The following is a 19,996-nucleotide window of genomic DNA, read 5'->3' on the forward strand; positions in this document are numbered from 1 at the left end:
TTTTGAATTGTAGATTTGAGGATTTGTTGAGTGATCCCTACTCTACTTTATTAAGGGTGTTAGAAATGTCTAACGATTGAAATTATTTATTGGGGGGAAGTGCTTTCCGTTTCCGGAAAGCTGCGATCGATAGGTGTATACCCGTCGATCGCAGTTCCCCGGAAGGAACTGAAACTGCTATTTAAGAACAATTTTCTTATAAAGATATCTTGTTAGGAAGTAGTAGCCTAAATATAGAACTAAGAAAATTGCGAATGGTATCTCAATATTCGTATAAGGTTTATACAAAAGTTTAACAAATAGCTGTAAACCAATTAATACATGGATAATACCTAAGATGGCTGGAACTGAGAACAACACACCAATTTCTTTATTGATCGTACTACGTAAGACTTTTTGTCTTGTACCAATCTTATAAAGCATGTTGTAACGTTTAACGTCACCATTAGCTCCAGAAAGAATCTTAAACATCAAACAACTAGCTAACATTGCTAAGAAAGCAATTCCTAAGAAGAAGCCCATAAACTCTAGTCCAGAGAAGAAGCCATTAACTAGTGTATAAGCAGAATACTTATCGCCACCAGCATTTTTAAGTTCTGGGAAACGTTTAATTTCGTCTTTTGAAATTTGTTTGATTGTTGGTAAATTATTCTTGAACGAAGTAGTTTTAATCAATACGGTTGTTGATTCTTGGCCTTTGATGGCAGCGTACTGAGCATCACTAACAAACTTAGCTTCCATAGTTCTATATTTTGGAAGACGTGTATTCATTAATTCATATCTAGCATTAGAGTTATTAGCAGGATTAGATGATTTCTTCAATTTGAAAATCATCGTATCAACATTCATGTTGGCATAACCAATTGGTTGACTCTTGAATTGACTGCTACGATAGTAAACATCTTTACCATCAGATTTAAAGTTATAAGTATCCTTCTTTTGAATACTCAATTGCTTAATATTTTTCTCTTGTGTAGCATTAGGATTTGTTACTTGCACATCATAATAATTTTGACCATTTACGACGTTATCAATTTGGTTATTGAAGCCTAAACCAACAGTAATAGCACCTAAAGCTAAAGCAAACATGATTGAAACCATTGAAAGGATCTTAGTGTAATCATTAATACGGAAACTTAATTGTGAAAGAGTAAAATTATTCAAACCTTTTTGTGAGTACTTGATGTTTCTCTTTAGCATCACAATAATAGCTGTTACGAAAGCATTGATTGTAAAGTAAGTACCAGCAACAATTGTTACCAAGGCAATTGGAATACCCAGATAGATAAAGCCAGGATTATGACCAGAAAAGTACATGGTGAAGTAACCAACTGCAAGCAAGATTAAACCAAGTAAAGCTTGGACTGCTTTCATAACGCCGTTACGTTTGATTTTGACAGGTTGGCTGTCACGATTTAATAAAGTTAGAACCTTAGTACGACGTAGAGATACTGAATTTCTAATAGCGGAAAACATAAAGATTATGATAAAGAACAACAAAGTCCAAAGTAAAGCTGGTAAATAAAAACTACTAAAATGCTTAACTTTCATATCTAGTAAATTAATCAACCAACGACCAACAAAGCCTGTAGCTAAAACACCAATAGCTGAACCGATCAAGGTTGAAATGGCACCGATGGCGAATGTTTCAACGAAAATCATACGTGAGATCTTACTACTCTTGGCACCAAGCATCATAAACATCCCGTACTCTTTTTGACGCATACTCAACAAGAAAGTATTAGCGTAATTAACATAAACAATCGTGATAATTGCTAGTAGAACAATTCCGAAACCGAAGATAAAGCTAGTAGCAGCGGCTGGAGAATTAGAACTTAGAAAGGCTTGATTAGTTGCTAGAGACATAAACATATAGAAGATGGCTGATGCAATCATCAAACCTGAAAATAAAACGGTGTAGTCACGGAGACGATGCTTAATTCCGCTCAAAGCTAATTTATTTAACATATTTTCCTCCCCTATTCTGCAAATGTTCCTAGTGAATCTAGGATTTCTTGATAAAATTCAGCACGTGAATTCTCTTCCTTCTTTAGTTCTTGACCAATTTCACCATCTTTGATGAATAAAATACGATCACAGAAACTGGCTGAAAATGGGTCATGTGTTACTAAAAGAATTGAAACGTCATCTTCACGGTTGATCTTAGTTAGAGTATCTAGTAAAGCTCTAGCACTCTTAGAATCCAAAGCACCGGTAGGTTCGTCACCAAAGACGATTGATGGTTCATGAACCAAAGCACGAGCGGCGGCAACTCTTTGTTTTTGACCACCTGATAATTCAGTTGGATAATGATTTAAAATATCAGTTAAACCTAATTTTTCAGCAATACTTTGAACAGCTGGTTTAATTTTTTTAACAGCAGTATTTTGTAAAGCTAATGGTAAGGCAATATTTTCATAGGCTGTTAAATTTTCTAGCAAGTTAAAATCTTGGAAAATGAAACCAATTTTATTGGCACGAAAATCAGCCATTTGATTGTTATTTAATTTAGTAATATCTTCACCAGCAATCTCAACTTGACCACTTGTTGGTGTATCTAATGTAGATAGGATATTTAAAAGAGTTGTTTTACCTGAACCTGAAGCACCCATAATTCCAACGAATTCGCCAGGCTTAACTTCAAAATTAACATCGGACAAAGCTTTGAATTGTTTTTCCCCAGCTTTTCCATAAATCTTTTCAACGTTTTGTACATCGACAATTTTTTGCATTTGTTCTTCCCTCCATTTGATATATCTATCATAACTGCTCGGGTAATTTGGGTCGTGCGATTCTTCTTACATTTCCTTACATTTTTGTAAGTCGTCGTTAGACTAAGTGATATAGTATCCTTTAGGATATTCTTTTATTTAGAGTTTTTTATTGACTTATCTAACGTTCAAAGGTTAATTTTAGGTAAGTTTGATTCATAATTAATTTAATAATCGTTGGGGTGTAGTCTTATGATCAATGACATTTTAAAAAAGGTTGAACAGTATAATACAATTATTATCCTTAGACATCGTAATCCAGATCCAGATGCGATTGGCTCACAAACTGGCTTAGCTGCCATTCTTCAAGAAGTCTTCCCTCAAAAAGATATTTATGTCACTGGAATTGATTTACCAGTTCTAAATTGGATTGGTCAAATGCAGGATATTCCTGACTCTACTTTTAAAGATGCCTTGGTTATCACGGTCGACACTGCCAATGCTCGAAGAATCGACAATGATGGTGCTTATAAACAGGCCGCTGAAATCATTAAAATTGATCATCATCCCAATGTTGATCCCTTCGGTGATATGAATTGGGTCGACGACACTTTCTCTAGTTGTGCTGAAATGATTTTTTCCTTTACTGAAGAGATTGCTGAATTCGATCTCACTAAAGAAATTGCGGCCAAGCTATATTCAGGAATTATCGGTGATACTGTTCGCTTCTTAAATGGTGAGACAAGTTATCGTACATTGATTACTTCTGCTAAATTAGCTAAAACGGGGATCAATATTTCTAAAATCAGTTTGCAAGAAGATCAGATGTCTCTGCAAGTGGCTAGATTGGAAGCCTACATTCTAGACAACTTGCAGATAACCGATTCCGGTTTTGGTTACATTGTGATTCGTAAAGATACTTTGGATCAATTCCATTTAGACGATGGCGAACTTGATCACGCAGTTCCATTAATTGGTCGAATTGATAAAGTTAAAACTTGGATCGTTGTCAGCGAAAAAGATTTGAATCGTTTCCGCGTCAATTTACGTTCTAAGTCAATTTCAATTAACGGCATGGCTGAAAAATACGGCGGTGGCGGACATCCACTAGCTAGTGGCGTTTACGTTGGCAGTATTGAAAAAGTTAATAAGCTGATCAACGATATGGATAATTTCAATAAGAAAGAACTAAAAATATAAATTAAAAGAACGACTTCTATTAGATATGTTTGGAATATCTTAATAGAAGTCGTTCTTATTTTTTTAATTATTTATTTGTCCAAGCGGCTATATTCATAGTAGAAACTCCACTCTTGTACTATCAATATTGCTGTTCCTAAAATGCCAAAGGCATTGATATTAAAGATACTTTCGTCAATCAATTTATAGCTTGTCAGAATCAATGAGATTCCAATTGCTAAAACAATGAAACCAGCCGTAAATCTTTGACTAAAGAAACTAGCTGTTAAAGCATTCTTGGCTTCACGTTCATCATCATGTTTTAACCCTTGAGGAAAACCATCTCGGGCAATTTTAAAGATATTCGTGCTGCCACCTTTATCTAACCGCTTTTGTTGATAAATAAAAAGAACGGTTATCAATATAAAGAAAATTGGTGATAGATCCTGTTTCAAAGTCACTTTGGACAATAACCATAGTAAAAAGAATACTGCTAAAAGAGTTACTAAAATAGCTCTCTTGAAGAAATATTTTTTAGTATTGGTCATCACGCTCATCTCCAAATCTGAATAATTCGTCGACTCGAATATGTAAAATAGCGGCTAACTGAAAAGCTAGGCTTAAAGAAGGATCATACTTATCATTTTCAATGGCATTAACAGTTTGCCTAGTCACACCTGCTAGTTTACTCAACTCATCTTGTGATAGTTTCAATTCTTTTCGCTTTTGTTTAATTATATTTTTCATTGTATTCTCCGTAAAAATGTCAAACTCTTTTTACATTTTTAGTATAACATGTTTTACATTTTAAACAATGTACAAAACGAATTCACTTTTTAAACGATATAGTTTGCTTAAAAAAATTTCTGGATGCTTAATAGCGGTGAAAATGAAGAATTATCTCAAGAGGGCGATCCTCATGCGTAAAATTATCGAAGTTAGTCCAACTTTTATTCTGTTTATCATATTAATCTTTAGCTTTATTCAAAGATCCGATGGAAACTCATGGATTGATCCTTTTGCTTTTAGTTTATTAGGACTATGTATTTATCCAACCGTAGCCTTAATAGTAGAAACTATTCGAGCGAAAAAATATAAATTATTTTCGCGTTCCGAATTACGTCTCATTTGGTATTTAGCCATAATCTCTATCTTATTTCTGTCCTTAACCACCTATTTAATGGTCGTGTGAATCGATGTATAGAACAAATTGATTTTTCGTTCAAAATTGGTTGCTAAAAATATCTATTGAGAGCCTAATAAGGATAAACGATATTATGGGGGAAAACGATTATGCGTAAAACAATTGAAGTAGCTCCAACGATTATTTTAATGGGTACACTTTCACTCAGCCTTGTTCAAAAGAATGCCGGTCACGCTTGGGTCAACATGTTTGCTTTTAGTTTAACTGCCCTTTGTGTCTATTCGCCTGTCGCCTTAATGATTGAGGGAGTTCGTACGGGCATGAGAACTCATCATAAATTCCCTAGATCTGAGGTAATTCTTATCTGGTATTTAGAGATTATCTCTACTTTCTTCGTCGTTTTAGCAATTTATTTGATGGGACATAACTAAATATTATCAAGCTGGGAGACCGAAAATGAATGTTAGAGAAGCAAATATTAATGATGCCAAAGCAATTCACCGTATCAATAGCGATAGTCTAGAATATGATTTTCCATTAGACGAAACTATCAACCAAGTCGCCAAAATTCTATCTTTACCTAATAGCAAATTATTCGTGGCTTGCAAGGATGAACTAGTAGTCGGATATATTCAGATGAGTGATTATGAAAACACCTATCATCAAAGTCTCAAGAACGTTATTACTTTAGCCGTTGATAACCAATATCAACATATCGGAATTGGTTCAGCCTTATTAGAAACCGCTGAAAAATGGGCCAAATCCGAAGGCAGCTTGGGAATCCGTTTAGTCTCCGGTTTTGAAAGAGAATCTGCTCATCAATTTTATGAAAAACATGGCTACCAGATTCGAAAAAAAGAAATTAATTATATCAAATGGTGGTAACCAAAAAGAACGCTAAAATTAGCGTTCTTTTTTAATTTTCATCTCGTTGTTCATAGAGTTCTTGAGTCAAACTGCCATCACCATCTCGTAAAAGATCAGCAATTCCTTGTTTATCAATGAATTCAAAATGCTTTCGCTTGAGAAAAGTAACAATCGTACCCAACATCTTTCGTTCCTTACTGTCTTTCCAATAATACTGATTGAGATTCAAATTAACTTTTTTACCATCCAATAAAGTTATTCTCAACTCGAACTGTTCCACCATGGAACTTGCCGAAATACCAGCACCACCCATTAACGTCAGTTCCTTACTAGGGTTATATCCATACAGTTTTAGGTATATTTCCATACTCTTAATTTGTTTATACGATATGAATTTAGTTGAACGTATATTCAAAAGCCCTATCAATGGCATAAGGAAATCTTTTCCAAAAGAAATATCGTCTTCACTATCTACCGCGTAAGTGATTCCACTTTTTTGTAAAGTCCAATAATTACAATATCTCTTAAAATCATAAAAACTCATTCTTGTCACAAAAGTATACGAAATTAAAATCCCAAAAATAATATCAAATATTTTTATTAAAGGAGTTCTACCAAAAAGTGTAGTTAAACTTGCCGTAAAAATAACCATTACTATCACTAAAATAATCTGTGGCCAATGATTTTTGGGTTTACCATAGTTGAATGGAAAATGGAGATACGGTTCCCCAGTTATCAACTCATCCAAAGAAATATCCAACAATCCACTTAAAGAAATCAGGTTATCAATACTGGGTAAATTTTCACCCGTTTCCCACTTGGAAATCGACTGCCTAGAAATATTTAAAGCTCCAGCCAACTGTTCTTGCGACATTTTATTTCTATTACGATATTTAACGATATTCTTGGCTAAATTCACTTCTCCCACACCCTTTTCATTAATTAAATTATAACCATTAAGGACACGAGAATGATCTTCAATTTATCCTTTAAATCAATTTAACCTTATGATTGGTTTGATCAATAACCTTGATCTTAGCCACTGACATTTGATCAAATGTTTCCTCTAACTTTTCAATAGCTTTATCTTTTCCATAAGCCAAGTCACGTGCAGCACTAACAGTAACTACAGTTCCATCGGTCAATATAAAAGTTATATCGACTGGATTATGGATAATTGAAAGAACTGCCGTAATAACGGCCAGATAGCCACTATATGGAATTGCCATTGGCATTTCTTCTGATTCAGATAAATTGCCTTGAATAGTTACCGACTTAATAGAATTAAAATCAATCGTCTTCGCGTGAATTGAAAATGGTAGTAACAAAGCCTTAAAACGTTCTGAATTACTGTTTAGGTCGATATACTGAACATATCCATTTCCAACTTCCCAATAATTGAAAAGAACCGGCAGAATTCTAAAGTAATAGCCGATAAATGATATAAGGAAGATAGCGACACCCAATATCAAACCACCAACTTTATTTAACGTCATTGAAACTATGAATCCCGGCAACAAGCTTAAAACCAAACTAATCATTAAGGGTCTATAATTTACTCTTTTACCAAATTTGATCATAGAAATTACCTTCTTTCAAAATTTAATTCCAATTCTTTCCTGATCACACCCAGATTATATTGTCGAATCAGGTTTTTTTGCACGCACTTATCGGTTGTCAAAGCATAAAAAAAACGTGACGAATCATTCTAGATTCATCACGCTGATGATTGAAAATCTCTACTTACTTTATCGCAGTAAGGATCCGCCAATCATTAAGAATATAACGCCGATAATTAGACAAACCGTCACTCCAAAAAAGATACTCAGTTTAGGTTGTTTAACTGTTCTTCTGATATCTTGATACATTTTTTGAGCGATGGCTATTTGCCAAATTCCAATTAAAATTGCTAAAATACCAATAATTTTTCCATTCATGGAATCAGCTTCTTTCATTAATTCCATTTTACTGCATTCATCATCGTTATGCAGTCGTTATGAAAAATATCTAGAGAAATTAAAAACTGATCCGATCATTGATGTAGCCCCTATAACAATAATTATTAAGTAAAAGATCCCCTGAACTGAACAGACATTACTCCATGGAAAACCCGCAGTGAAAGAAATTCCAACCAATCCTAGCCAAAAATATTTACTCTTATAAAAATCATTATTGAACTTCACATATATTTCTTCCTTTCTCTTAGATTGATTCCATATTACCTTATTCCCCATCAGAAAATAAAATAATTACCTCAATATAGGGTTTCTTAATCATGAACGAATATTATTTTATAGAACTATACTTTTTCAATATCATTATATTAAGAACAGTAAGGACAACTATTCCAATTAAATCAAAACCCACTGTCCTACCAAAAATATGATTTTTCACTTCAATATACCAATCAACTCGCATGGTATCTAAATTCCATATATTAATGTAACCAATATAAAAGACCATCGCGGCGACCAACAAATAAAAAATGACTGTAGTTAATTTCTGATTTTGTAATGGTAACAATTGTGACACCAAATGAACAAAGGTACTTAAGGTCCAAATTAATATGATTGCTAGTAAGGACATAGTAATAGCTTTAATTATTAAATCAATTTGTCCCATCTTTACAATACTTTGCAAATGAAAAATCAAACTATCATTATCAATAATCCAAAAAGCTGTTAAAAAAATACTCGTTTCTAAAATCCAAAAATATAAATAAGCTAAAAAGGTTGTAATCAAATTGCTAAAATAGATTTTTATCTCTGTGACAGGAATCAAACTGTACTTGCTATTAAGAAAGACCTGTTCATTCTCCCTTATTAGGAATAACGCCCCTAACAAATAAACTATCAGTGAACTAAAAATCACTTTACCTAAGGGATAACTTTGTAAAAACATCGATCCCCAATCCAAGGGCACTAATAGAACCAACTCAATGATATTAACTAACAAAATAAAACTCATTAACTTAAATTTATTCCATATTAAATGTTTGCTTACACCTAAAGCACTATTCATCACTGGCCTCCTAATAATCCGTCTCAATATGTTTCTTTAACAAATAGATATTTATTAAAGTCAAAACTACGATCCAACCGATAAATATAAAGATACTAGTCAGCAACATACTGTTTATTTTTTCTAAAACGTTGAAACCATCACCATACATTAAAACGAAGACACCTGACACTGTGGAATTGAAAATCATAAGACAGATGTAGGTAATCAAAAAATATAAAACATATTTAATAACCCTCTTCTTTTTCAAAGCAAATTTGTCAGAAATTAGACTGATTAAAAAATGTACTAATGTAACAATGCTCCAAACCAAAGTAATCGAAAGAAAACCTATAATAAAGGATCTGACAGTCATATCTACATTAGGTAGCTTATAATATGCTTTCGTGTATAAAATACTAGTTAAAGCATTACCAACTAAAAAATGATTTGCTTGAATGGAACCAAAAATAGTATTAACTATGCCTTCTAAAAACCAGAAGTAAATCAATGCTAAAAGGGAACTTAACATATTACTGAGATATAATTTCCATTCCGTGATTGGAATCATCCGATATTTACTACTAAAAAGTACTTGCTCGTTATCCTTCGCCAATAATACCCAAGTGACAAGGTAAGCAACGAAAGTAAGCAACATATAATACATATACCATTTATCAAACATAACTAATTTGAAAGTCATCTTGTTAGATACCACATCTATTAACATAACGATACCAAAGGCCATCAAATTAATTAGGAACACTAGATTAATCATCTTCCAACGATTGAAGAATAATTGGTTATTCAAGGTTCGCATTCTTGTCATTGTATTTCCCCTAGATAAACTTTTTCATAATATGCTTCAATTCCCAAATGATAGTCAGATTGAATTTGCTCAACCGGAATTAAATCTCTAATTTTTTGATTTTTAATAATTACTACTTCATCTAATAAACTGGCGATAGCTGTAACATAGTGATCACTAATAATAATGGTCGAATCATCGTCTTTCCAGCGAATAATACTGCTAATGATTTTTTTACGTGAAATACTATCAATACCGCTTAGAGGCTCATCCAACAAATACAATTTAGCTGATCTAGCCAATGTCAAAGCAATAACCAGTTTTCCTCTGGTACCTGTAGACAGTGCCGCTAACTTCTTAGTCATGTCTAATCCTAAGAAATTAGCAATATCTTCATACTTTGTAATTGAGAAATCTTGATAAACTGCATTATAAAAATGTACTATTTCACTGATTTTGTTAGTAGCTTTAAACCCATCAAGATGATCACTCAAACTAACATTTTCTTTAATGAGAATTTTTTTAGTATTTCCATTTACCGTTATAACGCCTTCTGAAACAGAATTAACACCGGCAATTATTCGCATCAAAGTAGTTTTACCAGCACCATTCTCACCCAAGAGACCAATAATTTTGCCACTATCTAATTTTAAATTGACATCCTCAAGAATCTTTTTGCCACCTTTTTTATAATTGAGCTCTTCAATTTTCAATACATTACTCAAAATTTTTCTCCTTTTGCTTCACGTAATTTGAAAAACTATTGGTTATTTCCTGATTGTTCATTTTTAATAAATGTAGCTTGTCGTACGTTGAATCGAAGGTCTCACTAACAATTTGATTCTTCAATTCTTCAACTATTGCCGCATTCTCAGTTACAAAATTGCCTTTACCACGTAATGTAATAATGACGCCCTCCTCGATCATTACTTTGAGAGCCTTCTGAACCGTATTAGAATTCACTGCCAATTCCAAGGCCAATTGCCTAACTGAAGGCATTTGTTCCCCCAGTGAATAACTCTCTGTAATAATCTTTTCCTCCAAGTAGTCTTTAATTTGTAAATAGATTGGTATGTTTTCGATATATTCCATCAGATACACGTCCTCACTGTACTAGTACACTAACACAGTATCGAAATATACCCCGCTATGCAACTATTTAAGCAAGATTCTCTAACGAATTTCTTATACAGAATGTCCTTTATATTTATGAAACCTAAACCAAATAATTATGGTAAATTAGGGGCAAATTGGGTATGGATATGGTTTAGAAAGAACTGATCTCTTATGCTGAAATTTGGAAAAAGACTAAATTATCGGCCTTTATTGATGAGTCTATTTTGGGCCTTATTGTGTGGCAGCCTGTTTGGATTTAATATTTCTAAAACTCTAGGTATCAGAATTGCTATTGTCGTTTTTGGAATAGTTTTTATCGGTCACTACCTAATTGTTTTGCCAACTATCTTTAATTACTGGGACTCTAGTGACAGATTTATCCGTTATAACGATAAAAGCAATCCATTCAAACGTCTTCTACTCATGCTGATCCCTAAATTGAACACCTATAAAGTAATTGATAAAAAACTAATTAAATCGATTCAAATCACTGGATTGCCCATGACCAATGATTTACTTTCATCAGCACTATTTGTTGCTACTGAAGGTGGATTTCTATACAACCTCATGGTCATGATGCACTATCCAGTAGAAGTGAAACTACTCCTAAATAATGGTCAAATTATTAATTTGAATCTATCACGCGATTACGTTGATCATCCCGCTGAAACAATTGGTAAATTAAAAATCTTTTTAAATGATTTTCCACCTGAAAAATTAGATCTATCGCCTAAAACAAAACAGCTTATTTACTGATATTGTCTCGATTAAATTCTTTTGTTAGTTGAAAAATAGCTAAATCACGCTTAACTTTTTTAAAAGCCGGGTTATTCAATTCATACTGCCCATTTCTTTTTACCCAAAAAGTATGTTCGACATCTGACAGATAGAGTTGATCCAGCTGCGAATTAGTATGATGTTCATCACTTAATAATCCGCAAATAACCTTGGAACCAATCTCCGGTATCGGTGCATTAGGAATCTGATAAAATATCTCATTATTTGGTTTGGTCGGTTGGGCGTAAATATCACGTTCGCGACCAAAACCACCAGGAAAGTTTAAATAAACTCTCTTCCCTTTCAATCCTTTATTACCACTAATTACCTGATCGATTTTTAAAGTTAATTTAGTTTCCGGCTGTGGTGATAACCATTTGATTTTTTGTAAATTTAAAACTTTTCCTTTAACCACATAACGATTTTGACGTTTGAATTGGTCCAAAGTAATACCTTTATAATTATCGGTAATTTCAGAATATTGCCGTTTAACTGTCCGAACTTGACTAATTTGACGTCGCCAGTCGTATCGTTTTTGCTCGAGACCAGTTTTAAAATTAGTTTCTAAATTGATTTTTTCAGGCAAATCATTACCAGTTACTTGCTCACTACAGCCAGTTATCAAGACTATTAAACTTAACGCCAACAATCGAAAGCCTCTTCGCATGAGATTCATCCTTTTTCTTTTTATGCTATCAAAAGACCATTTTTCGAGATACAAAAATACGCAACAAAACAACTTGAAATTGTTTTGTTGCGTATTACTTTTTAGACGTAACTATCTCATAGATAAAATTGACATCCCCATACCTATAATCAATATTCCAACGACGAAACTAGACCACACCGCATATCCTACAAAATGAGAAGTGGTCTTACTACCGTCTTTTTGAATCTCATGAACATACTTACGTGAATTAAGAAGTTGATAAATACCAAGTAATATTACCACAATACCCACTATATATTTGCCTATCGTAAAGCTCATGATATTACTTCCTCTCATTTAATTGACCAGAATATAGCACTACTTTAAAGATAAGTGTGAACAATATCCTGAATTGGGGAGTTTTGATTCATGAATGAATTTCGTGCGTTTCGCGACAAAAAAATTGTTCCTTTAAATATTATGCAATAATTAATATATCGATATAAAGGGGTGTATTACAGGTGGGGACAATAATCTACACTATAGGAAAATTATTGGCATGGCTTATTTTTTATAGTGTTTTCTATTCACTATTTCATTTTAAAAAATATTATTTACTGGCATTCATTTTAGTGTCATTTTTGTCAGAAATGCTTTTGAAAGATTATTCATATCTAATCACGTTTTTCTTTGTCTATCTAGTTCTCTGGCATCATAAAAAATGGAATTTAACTCTAATAAATCCCCTTCTATTATCATCCCTAATACGTTTAATTTATGAAACCTTAGCCGATACAATAATTGCAGATAAGATCTCCACTCATGCAATTTCAGGCATACTGCTCTTTGTAGTCGCCAGCTTTTCAATCAAATTTATTACCGCAGTAGTATTCATCTTTCTTTATAAACGTTTTGATATTGAAGAAAAATGGCAGATTGATCATTCATCGCTTCTCAGTTTTTTATTAATTTATCTATTTATAGCAATTTACGTATTTATAGCAATTTACGTATTTATGCATTTTATTCAAGAAAATAAGGCCTATTCCGATTTAACTATCGGTGTTTTCGCATTCATTATTATTCAATGTGTTTTTATCGCGCTTCTCTTTGGTAAAGCTAGTCAAACGCAACAACTGGCGTACAAAAGAGAATTAACGAAGGAACAACTAAAAAATTTAAAAATGTATACCGACCAACTTGAAAAAGATCATCTTCATCTTCGTGAATTCGAACACAGTTACAAAGATGGTATCGCAACACTTCGATCTGTTGCCAGTGATGGTGATTATACCGCAATGAAACAAGCTTTAGAAAAACTAGAAGTGTACTCTGACGGTTACTTCGACAATCTTTCAATGCAATTATTCAAGGATCTAAACAACGTGCAAAATCCCTATTTGAAGAGTCTTTTTATCAGTAAATTAACCCTGATTCATCAGGATAATATCAAATGTCACTTTGAATGTCGCAATACCATTGAGGAGGTTGATATTAATATTTTTGACCTCGTTCGACTTTTAGGTATTTCAATCGATAACGCCATCGAGGCTACTAAAGGACAAACCGGTGCTCAGATTCAAATCGCTATCGTTAAAGAAAAACAACAGTTATCCTTCTTAATCAACAACACGATTCACTCCGAAACTAAAATTCAAACTATGATGCAAGAGGGTTTCACCACCAAAAAGAACCACTCCGGTCTAGGAATGGTCAACGTTCAAGATATTAAAAAGAAGTATCCCAATCTGTTCGTTCAATATCGGAAAAATAATGACTGGTTCAATCTCAACATCACACTACTTGATTTAGGAGGTGATGCACATGTCAATTATTAGTCCACGAATTTTCACCATCTTCTCCAACTGGTTTCTTTTCTTCTTTCTTTTCAGTAATCTCTATCAAAATCGCCTTTCTAATAAGAAAAAGTTAATTCTCTATCCTAGTTTCATTATCGGTTTCACAATTATAGAAAGTTTGCTTCCCTTTGCTAAGCCGCCACTGGATATATTCACTTACTTCTACCTTCGCAAATCTAAAGATATTGACTATTACTTGCTCAATGTCTTCATTATCACCGCAGCAGTTAAAGTCATAGCTATTTTTGTAGCTGGGACTATCTTCGCCATTCTGGTTACTGTTGATAATTTAGATGCCAATTCTTTTCCTCAATTAACTATCATTTATCTATCAATCATCGTCATTTCAATTATTTTTATTCTAATTTACAATTTATTCAATATAAATAAGCGTTTAGATAAGAAGACACCACTTACAACCATCATTTTAGGGTACGTTTATCTAATCTTTTTTACTATTTTAATTCTCGTTCAAAGTTTTAAAAACTACCCTTATTTCATTTTAGGAACTCTATTATTCATCATTATCCAATCCATTTTCGTCATCATGATTTTCCTTTATCGAAGACTACGAAATCGCAAGGCCTACCAGGATAAATTTGCTGAAGAACAAGTTAAAAATCTCAAAATTTATACTGACCGACTGGAAAGTGACCAATTAAAATTACGTCATTTTAAACACGATTATAAAAATTTGCTATTCAGCTTAAAAACTGTTGTTGATGAACAAGATAACATAGCGATGAATCAAGCTTTAGACAAATTGGAAAATTACTCTGATGGTTATTTGGATAATCTGTCGATGGATCTATTTCAAGATATTAAAAATGTTCACAATTCCTATTTGAAGAGTCTCTTGATCAGTAAAATCAACACTATCAATCAAAAAAATATTGCCTGCCACTTTACTTGCAATCAAGACCTAGACGACTTACCTATCAACATCTTTGATTTTATCAATCTACTCGACACCGCTATTGATAATGCTATCTACTTCACACAAAAACAAGATAACGGTGAGATCTACCTCAGTATTAACCAAGAAGGCCAACAATTGGCTTTTCTAATTTATAATTCCATTGCCAATCAGCCTAATACAGCAACAGAAGAGAAAAAGCACTTTGATAGATTACACATCAGGACACTTCGAAAAAAATATTCTAATTTATTCATCCAATCTAACCAAAGCCAAAAATGGTTCCGTTTCAATATTATTTTAATCACCAAGGAGGATTAACTTATGTATCCAATAATTGTTTGTGAAGACGATGCTGCTCAACTTGAACAACTTCATACTTTGATTAAAAACTATATCCTTTTTCACAGTGACTTATTCAAAATCGAATTAACCGCCAACAATCCCAACGATGTTCTCACTTATCTTGAGAAAGAAGAACCTCAAAGTGGTATCTATTTCTTAGATATCGACTTACAGAATAAAATTGATGGTATCCAATTGGCTGAAGAGATTCGCAAAGTTGATGTTCAAGCAAAAATTATTTTTGTCACCACCCACGATGAACTGGCACCTTTAACTTTAAAACGAAAAGTTGCCGCAATAGACTTCATCGAAAAGGATCAGCCACTGGAGAATTTTCGTCAGGAAATCTACGACACTTTAACTTATGCCCAACAGTTAATTGATGAAACTAGAACTGTCCAAAAACGAGGTTTCTCTTTTGAAGTCGGCACACAAGTCTACAATTTAGACAAATCCGAAGTTATTTTTGTAGAGGCTTCTGACATTCCTCATCGACTCAATATTTTTTCAACTAATGGTAAATTTGAATTTTATGGAAAATTAGCTGACCTAGAGAACAAGTATGATTTTCTCTTTAAAATCAGTCGTTCTTGTCTCATTAATCCTGAAAACATTCACCACATCAACTTTGCTAATAGAGAAATTGGTTTTTCTAATGGTGAAACCAGAAAATTTTCGATTTGAAAATCTCGCAAACTCAAGAGCCTCATCAAAGAAACCCTTTAAATTTTTAATTTAATATTTTTTATTCAAGAATAAATTAACGGTTGTTCATGATATTTTTTTATTTGTATTATAATAAAGATGTATATTTAAGCTATCAAAAGTACCAAAGTTTTAGTCATATATTCAGGCCATTTAAAGTATTTTGAAGGGAATGTTTATTATGTTGAAATTCGGGAAAAAAGTTAGTTTCAGACCTCTTATTGTAAGTCTTATAATGGGTTTAGTAATAGGATTCATGTTTAGTGATATCTTTTCATCAGGTAGTATCGGTTTTATTTTTGGAACAGCATTCTTTCTATTAGTGTTCTTGGGACACTATTGGAGAGCTTCATCAGTATTATTCAACTATTGGCAAGTTAACGACGGAACCATTAAATACAACGATGTTAATAATCCTGACAATGTTCTCTTAATGATGCTATTGCCTCTATCAAGCCCTTTAAAATCATTTTCCGTTAAGGACATTCAATCAATCACTGTTAATGGCGATTTAAAACAGGCCACTACACCAATGGCAGTTCCTTTTTCTGGAGCTCTAGGACTATTCTCTAGTTCTATCGCCATTGCTAAAAGCCAAAACAGCTTAGATGTAGTTTTGAAAAATGGTCAAAAAATCAACCTCGATTATTCAAGAGACTTTGTCTACAATCCAAAAGAAACCATCGAAAAATTGAATAAATTTCTCGACAGTCTCAATTCAGTAAAAATTGTTAATAAAGCTAATCACAACGTTAGTTTAGGTTATTAGAATTAATCAAAAAAAGATGTCTTCTTTAAATTAAAAGAAGGCATCTTTATTTTTTCCTAGAATATCAATAATTGAATAAGCGTTAGAGAAACTAGTTGTCTTTTGTGACAATTGAGATATCTCCTTCCAAAGTTTTTCAGTATAGTAATTGAATACTAGATGCTCATTATCTCTGGCATCATTAACCTCTTCAATCATTTGTTTGAATTCTTTATCAAAAATAGTCCCACGATATTGTTTTTCAACAAATTCCTGAACGGTATCCTTGATATAATGTTCCATTTTTTGGTTAATCGCTGACTCATTGATCTGTTTAGAAAAAGAATTACTAAATTCAACCAACAATGAAAGCAATAATCTTTGTTTTGAATGATCCATTTATTTACTCACCCACCAATTAATATAACCGATTTTTACTTCAATAGATACCAAAATTTACTATTACCCGATGGTGTATAATTTAAAGTATACCTTAATTACGGTTCAGGAGAATATTTAATGAATAAACAATTTTACAAAACGATGAATTTTTGGTACGGCGTTATCCTATTAGTTGTCGGAATTATTTTTATTGATCACTCCACCAAACAAATCTGGGGCCTCATTGATGCTATTTTTATTATTTCAGCTATTATATGTTTCCTAATGGGATTCTTCCGTAAACCCAAGCCTAAGAAAAAAAACGATTTACGACTATAGAATTTCAGGCTCTTTCTCAATTATAGTTAGTGTAAAATTCCGTCGTCCACTCGGCTTTGTGGATGCTGGAACATGCTGGGCATGGCTTGAAGCCAATTGAAAATCACAATTGTCTCCAAGTCCAGCCTTTTTCTAAACGATAAATCGTTAAGAAAAATCTCAGCATTGAGCATCCACAAAGCTGTCGCTCCCGACTAGATAGTATCTTTTATTACTTATTTCAAATAATTCAGAAATTAAAAACAGTATCCATTTAGAAACGCAAGACATGCGCTTATTCTAAACAGGTACTGTTATTTTTATTTCAAATATTTAGTTAAGAACAAAATAATGAATAGCGCAGTTTACCAGTCTGGAGCAAAAGTTGAAAATGCGGTCAGCTGTGAAATCATTGTTAGTGGCTCTGCCACTTACAATGAGGCCGGACTTGGAGATCCATTATTTTGCACGAAGTGTAAAATAATTAGCTTCAAGCCGAGCCCACAGCGTTCCACCAGCATTTTCAACTTTTGCGGAAGACGGCAATTTTAAGCACATCCCACTTCAAAACCACTAACCCAAATTAGTTGGATTAACATGACCCCAACGATCAGCGATAGGTTTTTGTAACTTTTGTCCCAATTCAACAACTGACTTAGGTGCTTTGTATTGATGTGTTAATAAATAACGATTAACTTGACTACTCAACTTGCCACTGACACTTACAATATTCTTGTCCTCACTCAAATCTTTATAAGCTTTAACCATTGCAGCATAAAGATCTTCGTCCGCCTTAACAACATCTTCCTGAGCAGCTGCATCAACTAACTTCATTAATTCCTCAGTCTTATCGTTCATAATTAATCTCCCCTATACAAATATATTTGTAATTATACTCTAAGTAGTCAATTTCTAATTCATATTTTAATTAAGTAATCGTTTTCTACCTATTATATAGCGTGAAATGGACTTACATGTTATTATTTAGACAGTTTATTGAAAGGATGTATTGAAATCATGCGCTTAAGAACAGATATCATTTCACACAAATAATAAAAAGGCATTATTATCCCTGGGGTAAATAGTGCCACCAGGAGGATTTATGACTGAATCTAAATTAACATACGAAAAAACACGCGTTATTGTGGCGGGAGTTAGTCACCTACAGCCTGACTTCGAGTACACAATGCAAGAACTTGCTTCATTAGTTGAAGCTAACAACATGGAAGTCGCTGATACGATTACTCAAAAATCTGACTCTGTCAGCGGTGCAACTTACTTTGGTTCTGGCAAGGTTACTGAGATCAAAGAAATTGCCAATGCGGATGATGTTCAAATTATCGTTTTAAATGACGAATTAACCCCTTCACAAATCAGAAACTTGGAAAAAGAAACTAAATTGAGTTTCATGGATCGAACTGAATTGATTCTTCAAGTCTTCTCTAATCGTGCTCAAACTAAACAGGCCAAACTTCAAGTTGAGATTGCCAAATTACAATATCAACTCCCTAGAATTCATCCATCAGGTAATCCATTGGATCAACAATCCGCTTCTGGTGGTTTAGCCAACCGTGGTGCTGGTGAATCAAAGCTAGAACTTGATCGTCGAGTTATTCGTAAACGAATCACGGCTTTGCGTAACGAATTGAAGACAGTTGATAAGACTGTTAACGTTCAAAGCAGACGTCGTACTAATACATCCTTACCTTTAGTTTCTCTAGTTGGTTACACCAATGCTGGTAAGTCGACTACTATGAATGGCCTATTGAATTTTAACAAGGAAGATTCTGACGACCGTAAGGTTTTTGAAAAGAATATGCTCTTCGCAACACTTGATACTAGTGTTCGCCGAATCGATTTAGCTGATAACACTAGTTTCTTGTTATCCGACACTGTTGGCTTTGTCAGCAAGTTACCACATAACTTGGTTGAATCATTCAAGACAACCCTAAAAGAAGCTCAGGATGCTGATATCTTGATCCAGGTCATCGATATTAGTGATGCACATTGGAAGAACATGCTTGAGGTTACCGAAAAGACTTTGAAAGAAGTTGGTGTGGTCGATAAACCAATGATTTATGCATTCAACAAAGCTGATCTTAAACCTGACCAACAATTTCCTTCTATTGAGGGCGACAATATTTATTATTCCGCTCTCGATAGCAAGTCAATTGAAACTCTAATTCAATTGATCAAACAAAAGATTTTCGCTAATTACAAAGAAGCAACTCTTCTAATTCCTTATGACAAACAAAAAGTTACTGAAGAAATTTTAAGAAATTCTCAAGTAACTAAAAAAGAGTTTACCAACGCCGGATCTTTAATTACCGCCAATCTAAGCCCTGAAGAATTAGAAAGATTTAATAATTACATCGAAATGGAGTCATCTAACAAATAGATGGCTCTATTTTTTTTTGCATTTTTATACATAATGTATTATTATTTTATAAAACATTAGAATTTTTCTAATTAA

25 protein-coding genes are annotated in these 19,996 nt (G+C 33.2%); 10 read left to right on the top strand and 15 right to left on the bottom strand.

Features of this window, described 5'->3' with window-relative positions; translation table 11 throughout:
* Positions 1–177 precede the first annotated feature (177 nt).
* Complete coding sequence (locus LKACC16343_RS09095) at positions 178–1,968, bottom strand: FtsX-like permease family protein (protein WP_056950912.1); 1,791 nt, start codon at positions 1,966–1,968, stop codon at positions 178–180.
* A gap of 11 nt (positions 1,969–1,979) precedes the next feature.
* On the bottom strand, positions 1,980–2,732 hold the full coding sequence (locus LKACC16343_RS09100; protein WP_056950910.1) for an ABC transporter ATP-binding protein: 753 nt from the start codon (positions 2,730–2,732) through the stop codon (positions 1,980–1,982).
* A gap of 231 nt (positions 2,733–2,963) precedes the next feature.
* Here LKACC16343_RS09100 and LKACC16343_RS09105 point away from each other — a divergent pair, with 231 nt between their 5' ends.
* Complete coding sequence (locus LKACC16343_RS09105; RefSeq protein WP_056950908.1) at positions 2,964–3,911, top strand: DHH family phosphoesterase; 948 nt, start codon at positions 2,964–2,966, stop codon at positions 3,909–3,911.
* 71 nt (positions 3,912–3,982) lie between these two features.
* On the opposite strand, the gene LKACC16343_RS09110 is transcribed toward LKACC16343_RS09105, so the two are convergent.
* Both LKACC16343_RS09110 and LKACC16343_RS09115 read right to left on the bottom strand, forming a co-directional pair.
* A complete protein-coding gene (locus LKACC16343_RS09110; RefSeq protein ID WP_056950906.1) occupies positions 3,983–4,438 on the bottom strand; it encodes a hypothetical protein in 456 nt (151 codons plus the stop codon).
* Positions 4,425–4,637, bottom strand: a complete 213-nt coding sequence (locus LKACC16343_RS09115) for a helix-turn-helix transcriptional regulator (RefSeq protein WP_056950903.1) — start codon at positions 4,635–4,637, stop codon at positions 4,425–4,427. Before LKACC16343_RS09115 ends, LKACC16343_RS09110 begins: the two co-directional genes overlap by 14 nt.
* Positions 4,638–5,183: 546 nt before the next feature.
* On the opposite strand from LKACC16343_RS09115, the gene LKACC16343_RS09125 reads away from it, so the two are divergent.
* Positions 5,184–5,465 (top strand): LasU family protein, encoded by a 282-nt coding sequence (locus tag LKACC16343_RS09125; protein ID WP_056950900.1) that lies wholly within the window; start codon positions 5,184–5,186, stop codon positions 5,463–5,465.
* A gap of 25 nt (positions 5,466–5,490) precedes the next feature.
* Positions 5,491–5,919 carry a GNAT family N-acetyltransferase gene (locus LKACC16343_RS09130; protein WP_056950897.1) on the top strand — a complete coding sequence of 143 codons (429 nt, stop codon included), beginning with the start codon at positions 5,491–5,493 and terminating at the stop codon, positions 5,917–5,919.
* Between the two features lie 31 nt (positions 5,920–5,950).
* Here the strand turns inward: LKACC16343_RS09130 and LKACC16343_RS09135 are convergent, their stop codons facing one another.
* The 7 genes from LKACC16343_RS09135 to LKACC16343_RS09170 form a co-directional block, all read right to left on the bottom strand.
* Positions 5,951–6,820: a helix-turn-helix domain-containing protein gene (locus LKACC16343_RS09135; RefSeq protein ID WP_056950896.1), complete on the bottom strand. Its 870-nt coding sequence runs from the start codon at positions 6,818–6,820 to the stop codon at positions 5,951–5,953.
* Between the two features lie 70 nt (positions 6,821–6,890).
* The gene (locus tag LKACC16343_RS09140) at positions 6,891–7,481 is read right to left on the bottom strand and encodes a hypothetical protein (RefSeq protein WP_056950894.1); all 591 of its coding nucleotides are present in this window, start codon (positions 7,479–7,481) and stop codon (positions 6,891–6,893) included.
* A 168-nt stretch (positions 7,482–7,649) separates the two neighbouring features.
* The gene (locus tag LKACC16343_RS09145) at positions 7,650–7,865 is read right to left on the bottom strand and encodes a hypothetical protein (RefSeq protein WP_056950893.1); all 216 of its coding nucleotides are present in this window, start codon (positions 7,863–7,865) and stop codon (positions 7,650–7,652) included.
* Between the two features lie 322 nt (positions 7,866–8,187).
* Positions 8,188–8,922, bottom strand: coding sequence for a hypothetical protein (locus LKACC16343_RS09155; RefSeq protein ID WP_056950889.1), 735 nt, complete (start codon positions 8,920–8,922; stop codon positions 8,188–8,190).
* A gap of 10 nt (positions 8,923–8,932) precedes the next feature.
* Positions 8,933–9,730, bottom strand: coding sequence for a hypothetical protein (locus LKACC16343_RS09160; protein ID WP_056950887.1), 798 nt, complete (start codon positions 9,728–9,730; stop codon positions 8,933–8,935).
* Positions 9,727–10,434: an ATP-binding cassette domain-containing protein gene (locus LKACC16343_RS09165; RefSeq protein WP_056950885.1), complete on the bottom strand. Its 708-nt coding sequence runs from the start codon at positions 10,432–10,434 to the stop codon at positions 9,727–9,729. Before LKACC16343_RS09165 ends, LKACC16343_RS09160 begins: the two co-directional genes overlap by 4 nt.
* Positions 10,427–10,801 (bottom strand): GntR family transcriptional regulator, encoded by a 375-nt coding sequence (locus tag LKACC16343_RS09170; RefSeq protein WP_056950883.1) that lies wholly within the window; start codon positions 10,799–10,801, stop codon positions 10,427–10,429. Before LKACC16343_RS09170 ends, LKACC16343_RS09165 begins: the two co-directional genes overlap by 8 nt.
* Before the next feature lie 237 nt (positions 10,802–11,038).
* On the opposite strand from LKACC16343_RS09170, the gene LKACC16343_RS09175 reads away from it, so the two are divergent.
* Entirely contained in the window at positions 11,039–11,581 is a 543-nt protein-coding gene (locus LKACC16343_RS09175) for a hypothetical protein (RefSeq protein WP_143444222.1), read from the top strand.
* Here LKACC16343_RS09175 and LKACC16343_RS09180 read toward each other — a convergent pair.
* Both LKACC16343_RS09180 and LKACC16343_RS09185 read right to left on the bottom strand, forming a co-directional pair.
* Positions 11,571–12,269, bottom strand: coding sequence for a hypothetical protein (locus LKACC16343_RS09180; RefSeq protein WP_143444225.1), 699 nt, complete (start codon positions 12,267–12,269; stop codon positions 11,571–11,573). The genes LKACC16343_RS09175 and LKACC16343_RS09180 overlap by 11 nt on opposite strands.
* A gap of 111 nt (positions 12,270–12,380) precedes the next feature.
* Positions 12,381–12,590, bottom strand: coding sequence for a hypothetical protein (locus tag LKACC16343_RS09185; RefSeq protein ID WP_025085039.1), 210 nt, complete (start codon positions 12,588–12,590; stop codon positions 12,381–12,383).
* Between the two features lie 311 nt (positions 12,591–12,901).
* Here LKACC16343_RS09185 and LKACC16343_RS09190 point away from each other — a divergent pair, with 311 nt between their 5' ends.
* The 4 genes from LKACC16343_RS09190 to LKACC16343_RS09205 all read left to right on the top strand — a co-directional run bounded on the left by LKACC16343_RS09190 (position 12,902) and on the right by LKACC16343_RS09205 (position 16,845).
* Positions 12,902–14,089 (top strand): GHKL domain-containing protein, encoded by a 1,188-nt coding sequence (locus LKACC16343_RS09190; RefSeq protein ID WP_234032511.1) that lies wholly within the window; start codon positions 12,902–12,904, stop codon positions 14,087–14,089.
* Positions 14,076–15,347, top strand: coding sequence for an ATP-binding protein (locus LKACC16343_RS09195; protein ID WP_056950875.1), 1,272 nt, complete (start codon positions 14,076–14,078; stop codon positions 15,345–15,347). The genes LKACC16343_RS09190 and LKACC16343_RS09195 overlap by 14 nt, the downstream gene beginning before the upstream one ends.
* Before the next feature lie 3 nt (positions 15,348–15,350).
* Positions 15,351–16,055 carry a response regulator transcription factor gene (locus LKACC16343_RS09200; RefSeq protein ID WP_056950873.1) on the top strand — a complete coding sequence of 235 codons (705 nt, stop codon included), beginning with the start codon at positions 15,351–15,353 and terminating at the stop codon, positions 16,053–16,055.
* A gap of 256 nt (positions 16,056–16,311) precedes the next feature.
* Positions 16,312–16,845, top strand: a complete 534-nt coding sequence (locus LKACC16343_RS09205; RefSeq protein ID WP_143444232.1) for a hypothetical protein — start codon at positions 16,312–16,314, stop codon at positions 16,843–16,845.
* 30 nt (positions 16,846–16,875) lie between these two features.
* Here LKACC16343_RS09205 and LKACC16343_RS09210 read toward each other — a convergent pair whose 3' ends face one another.
* The gene (locus tag LKACC16343_RS09210; protein ID WP_056950869.1) at positions 16,876–17,223 is read right to left on the bottom strand and encodes a hypothetical protein; all 348 of its coding nucleotides are present in this window, start codon (positions 17,221–17,223) and stop codon (positions 16,876–16,878) included.
* A 120-nt stretch (positions 17,224–17,343) separates the two neighbouring features.
* Here LKACC16343_RS09210 and LKACC16343_RS09215 point away from each other — a divergent pair, with 120 nt between their 5' ends.
* Positions 17,344–17,544, top strand: coding sequence for a hypothetical protein (locus LKACC16343_RS09215; protein WP_056950867.1), 201 nt, complete (start codon positions 17,344–17,346; stop codon positions 17,542–17,544).
* Between the two features lie 552 nt (positions 17,545–18,096).
* Here the strand turns inward: LKACC16343_RS09215 and LKACC16343_RS09220 are convergent.
* Positions 18,097–18,381, bottom strand: a complete 285-nt coding sequence (locus tag LKACC16343_RS09220) for a bacteriocin immunity protein (RefSeq protein WP_056950865.1) — start codon at positions 18,379–18,381, stop codon at positions 18,097–18,099.
* A gap of 244 nt (positions 18,382–18,625) precedes the next feature.
* On the opposite strand from LKACC16343_RS09220, the gene hflX reads away from it, so the two are divergent.
* Entirely contained in the window at positions 18,626–19,921 is a 1,296-nt protein-coding gene (hflX, locus tag LKACC16343_RS09225; protein WP_056950864.1) for a GTPase HflX, read from the top strand.
* The last annotated feature ends 75 nt before the right edge of the window (positions 19,922–19,996 follow it).

The sequence above is a fragment of the Companilactobacillus bobalius genome (genome assembly GCF_002179915.1).
GTDB classification, from domain to species: Bacteria; Bacillota; Bacilli; order Lactobacillales; family Lactobacillaceae; genus Companilactobacillus; species Companilactobacillus bobalius.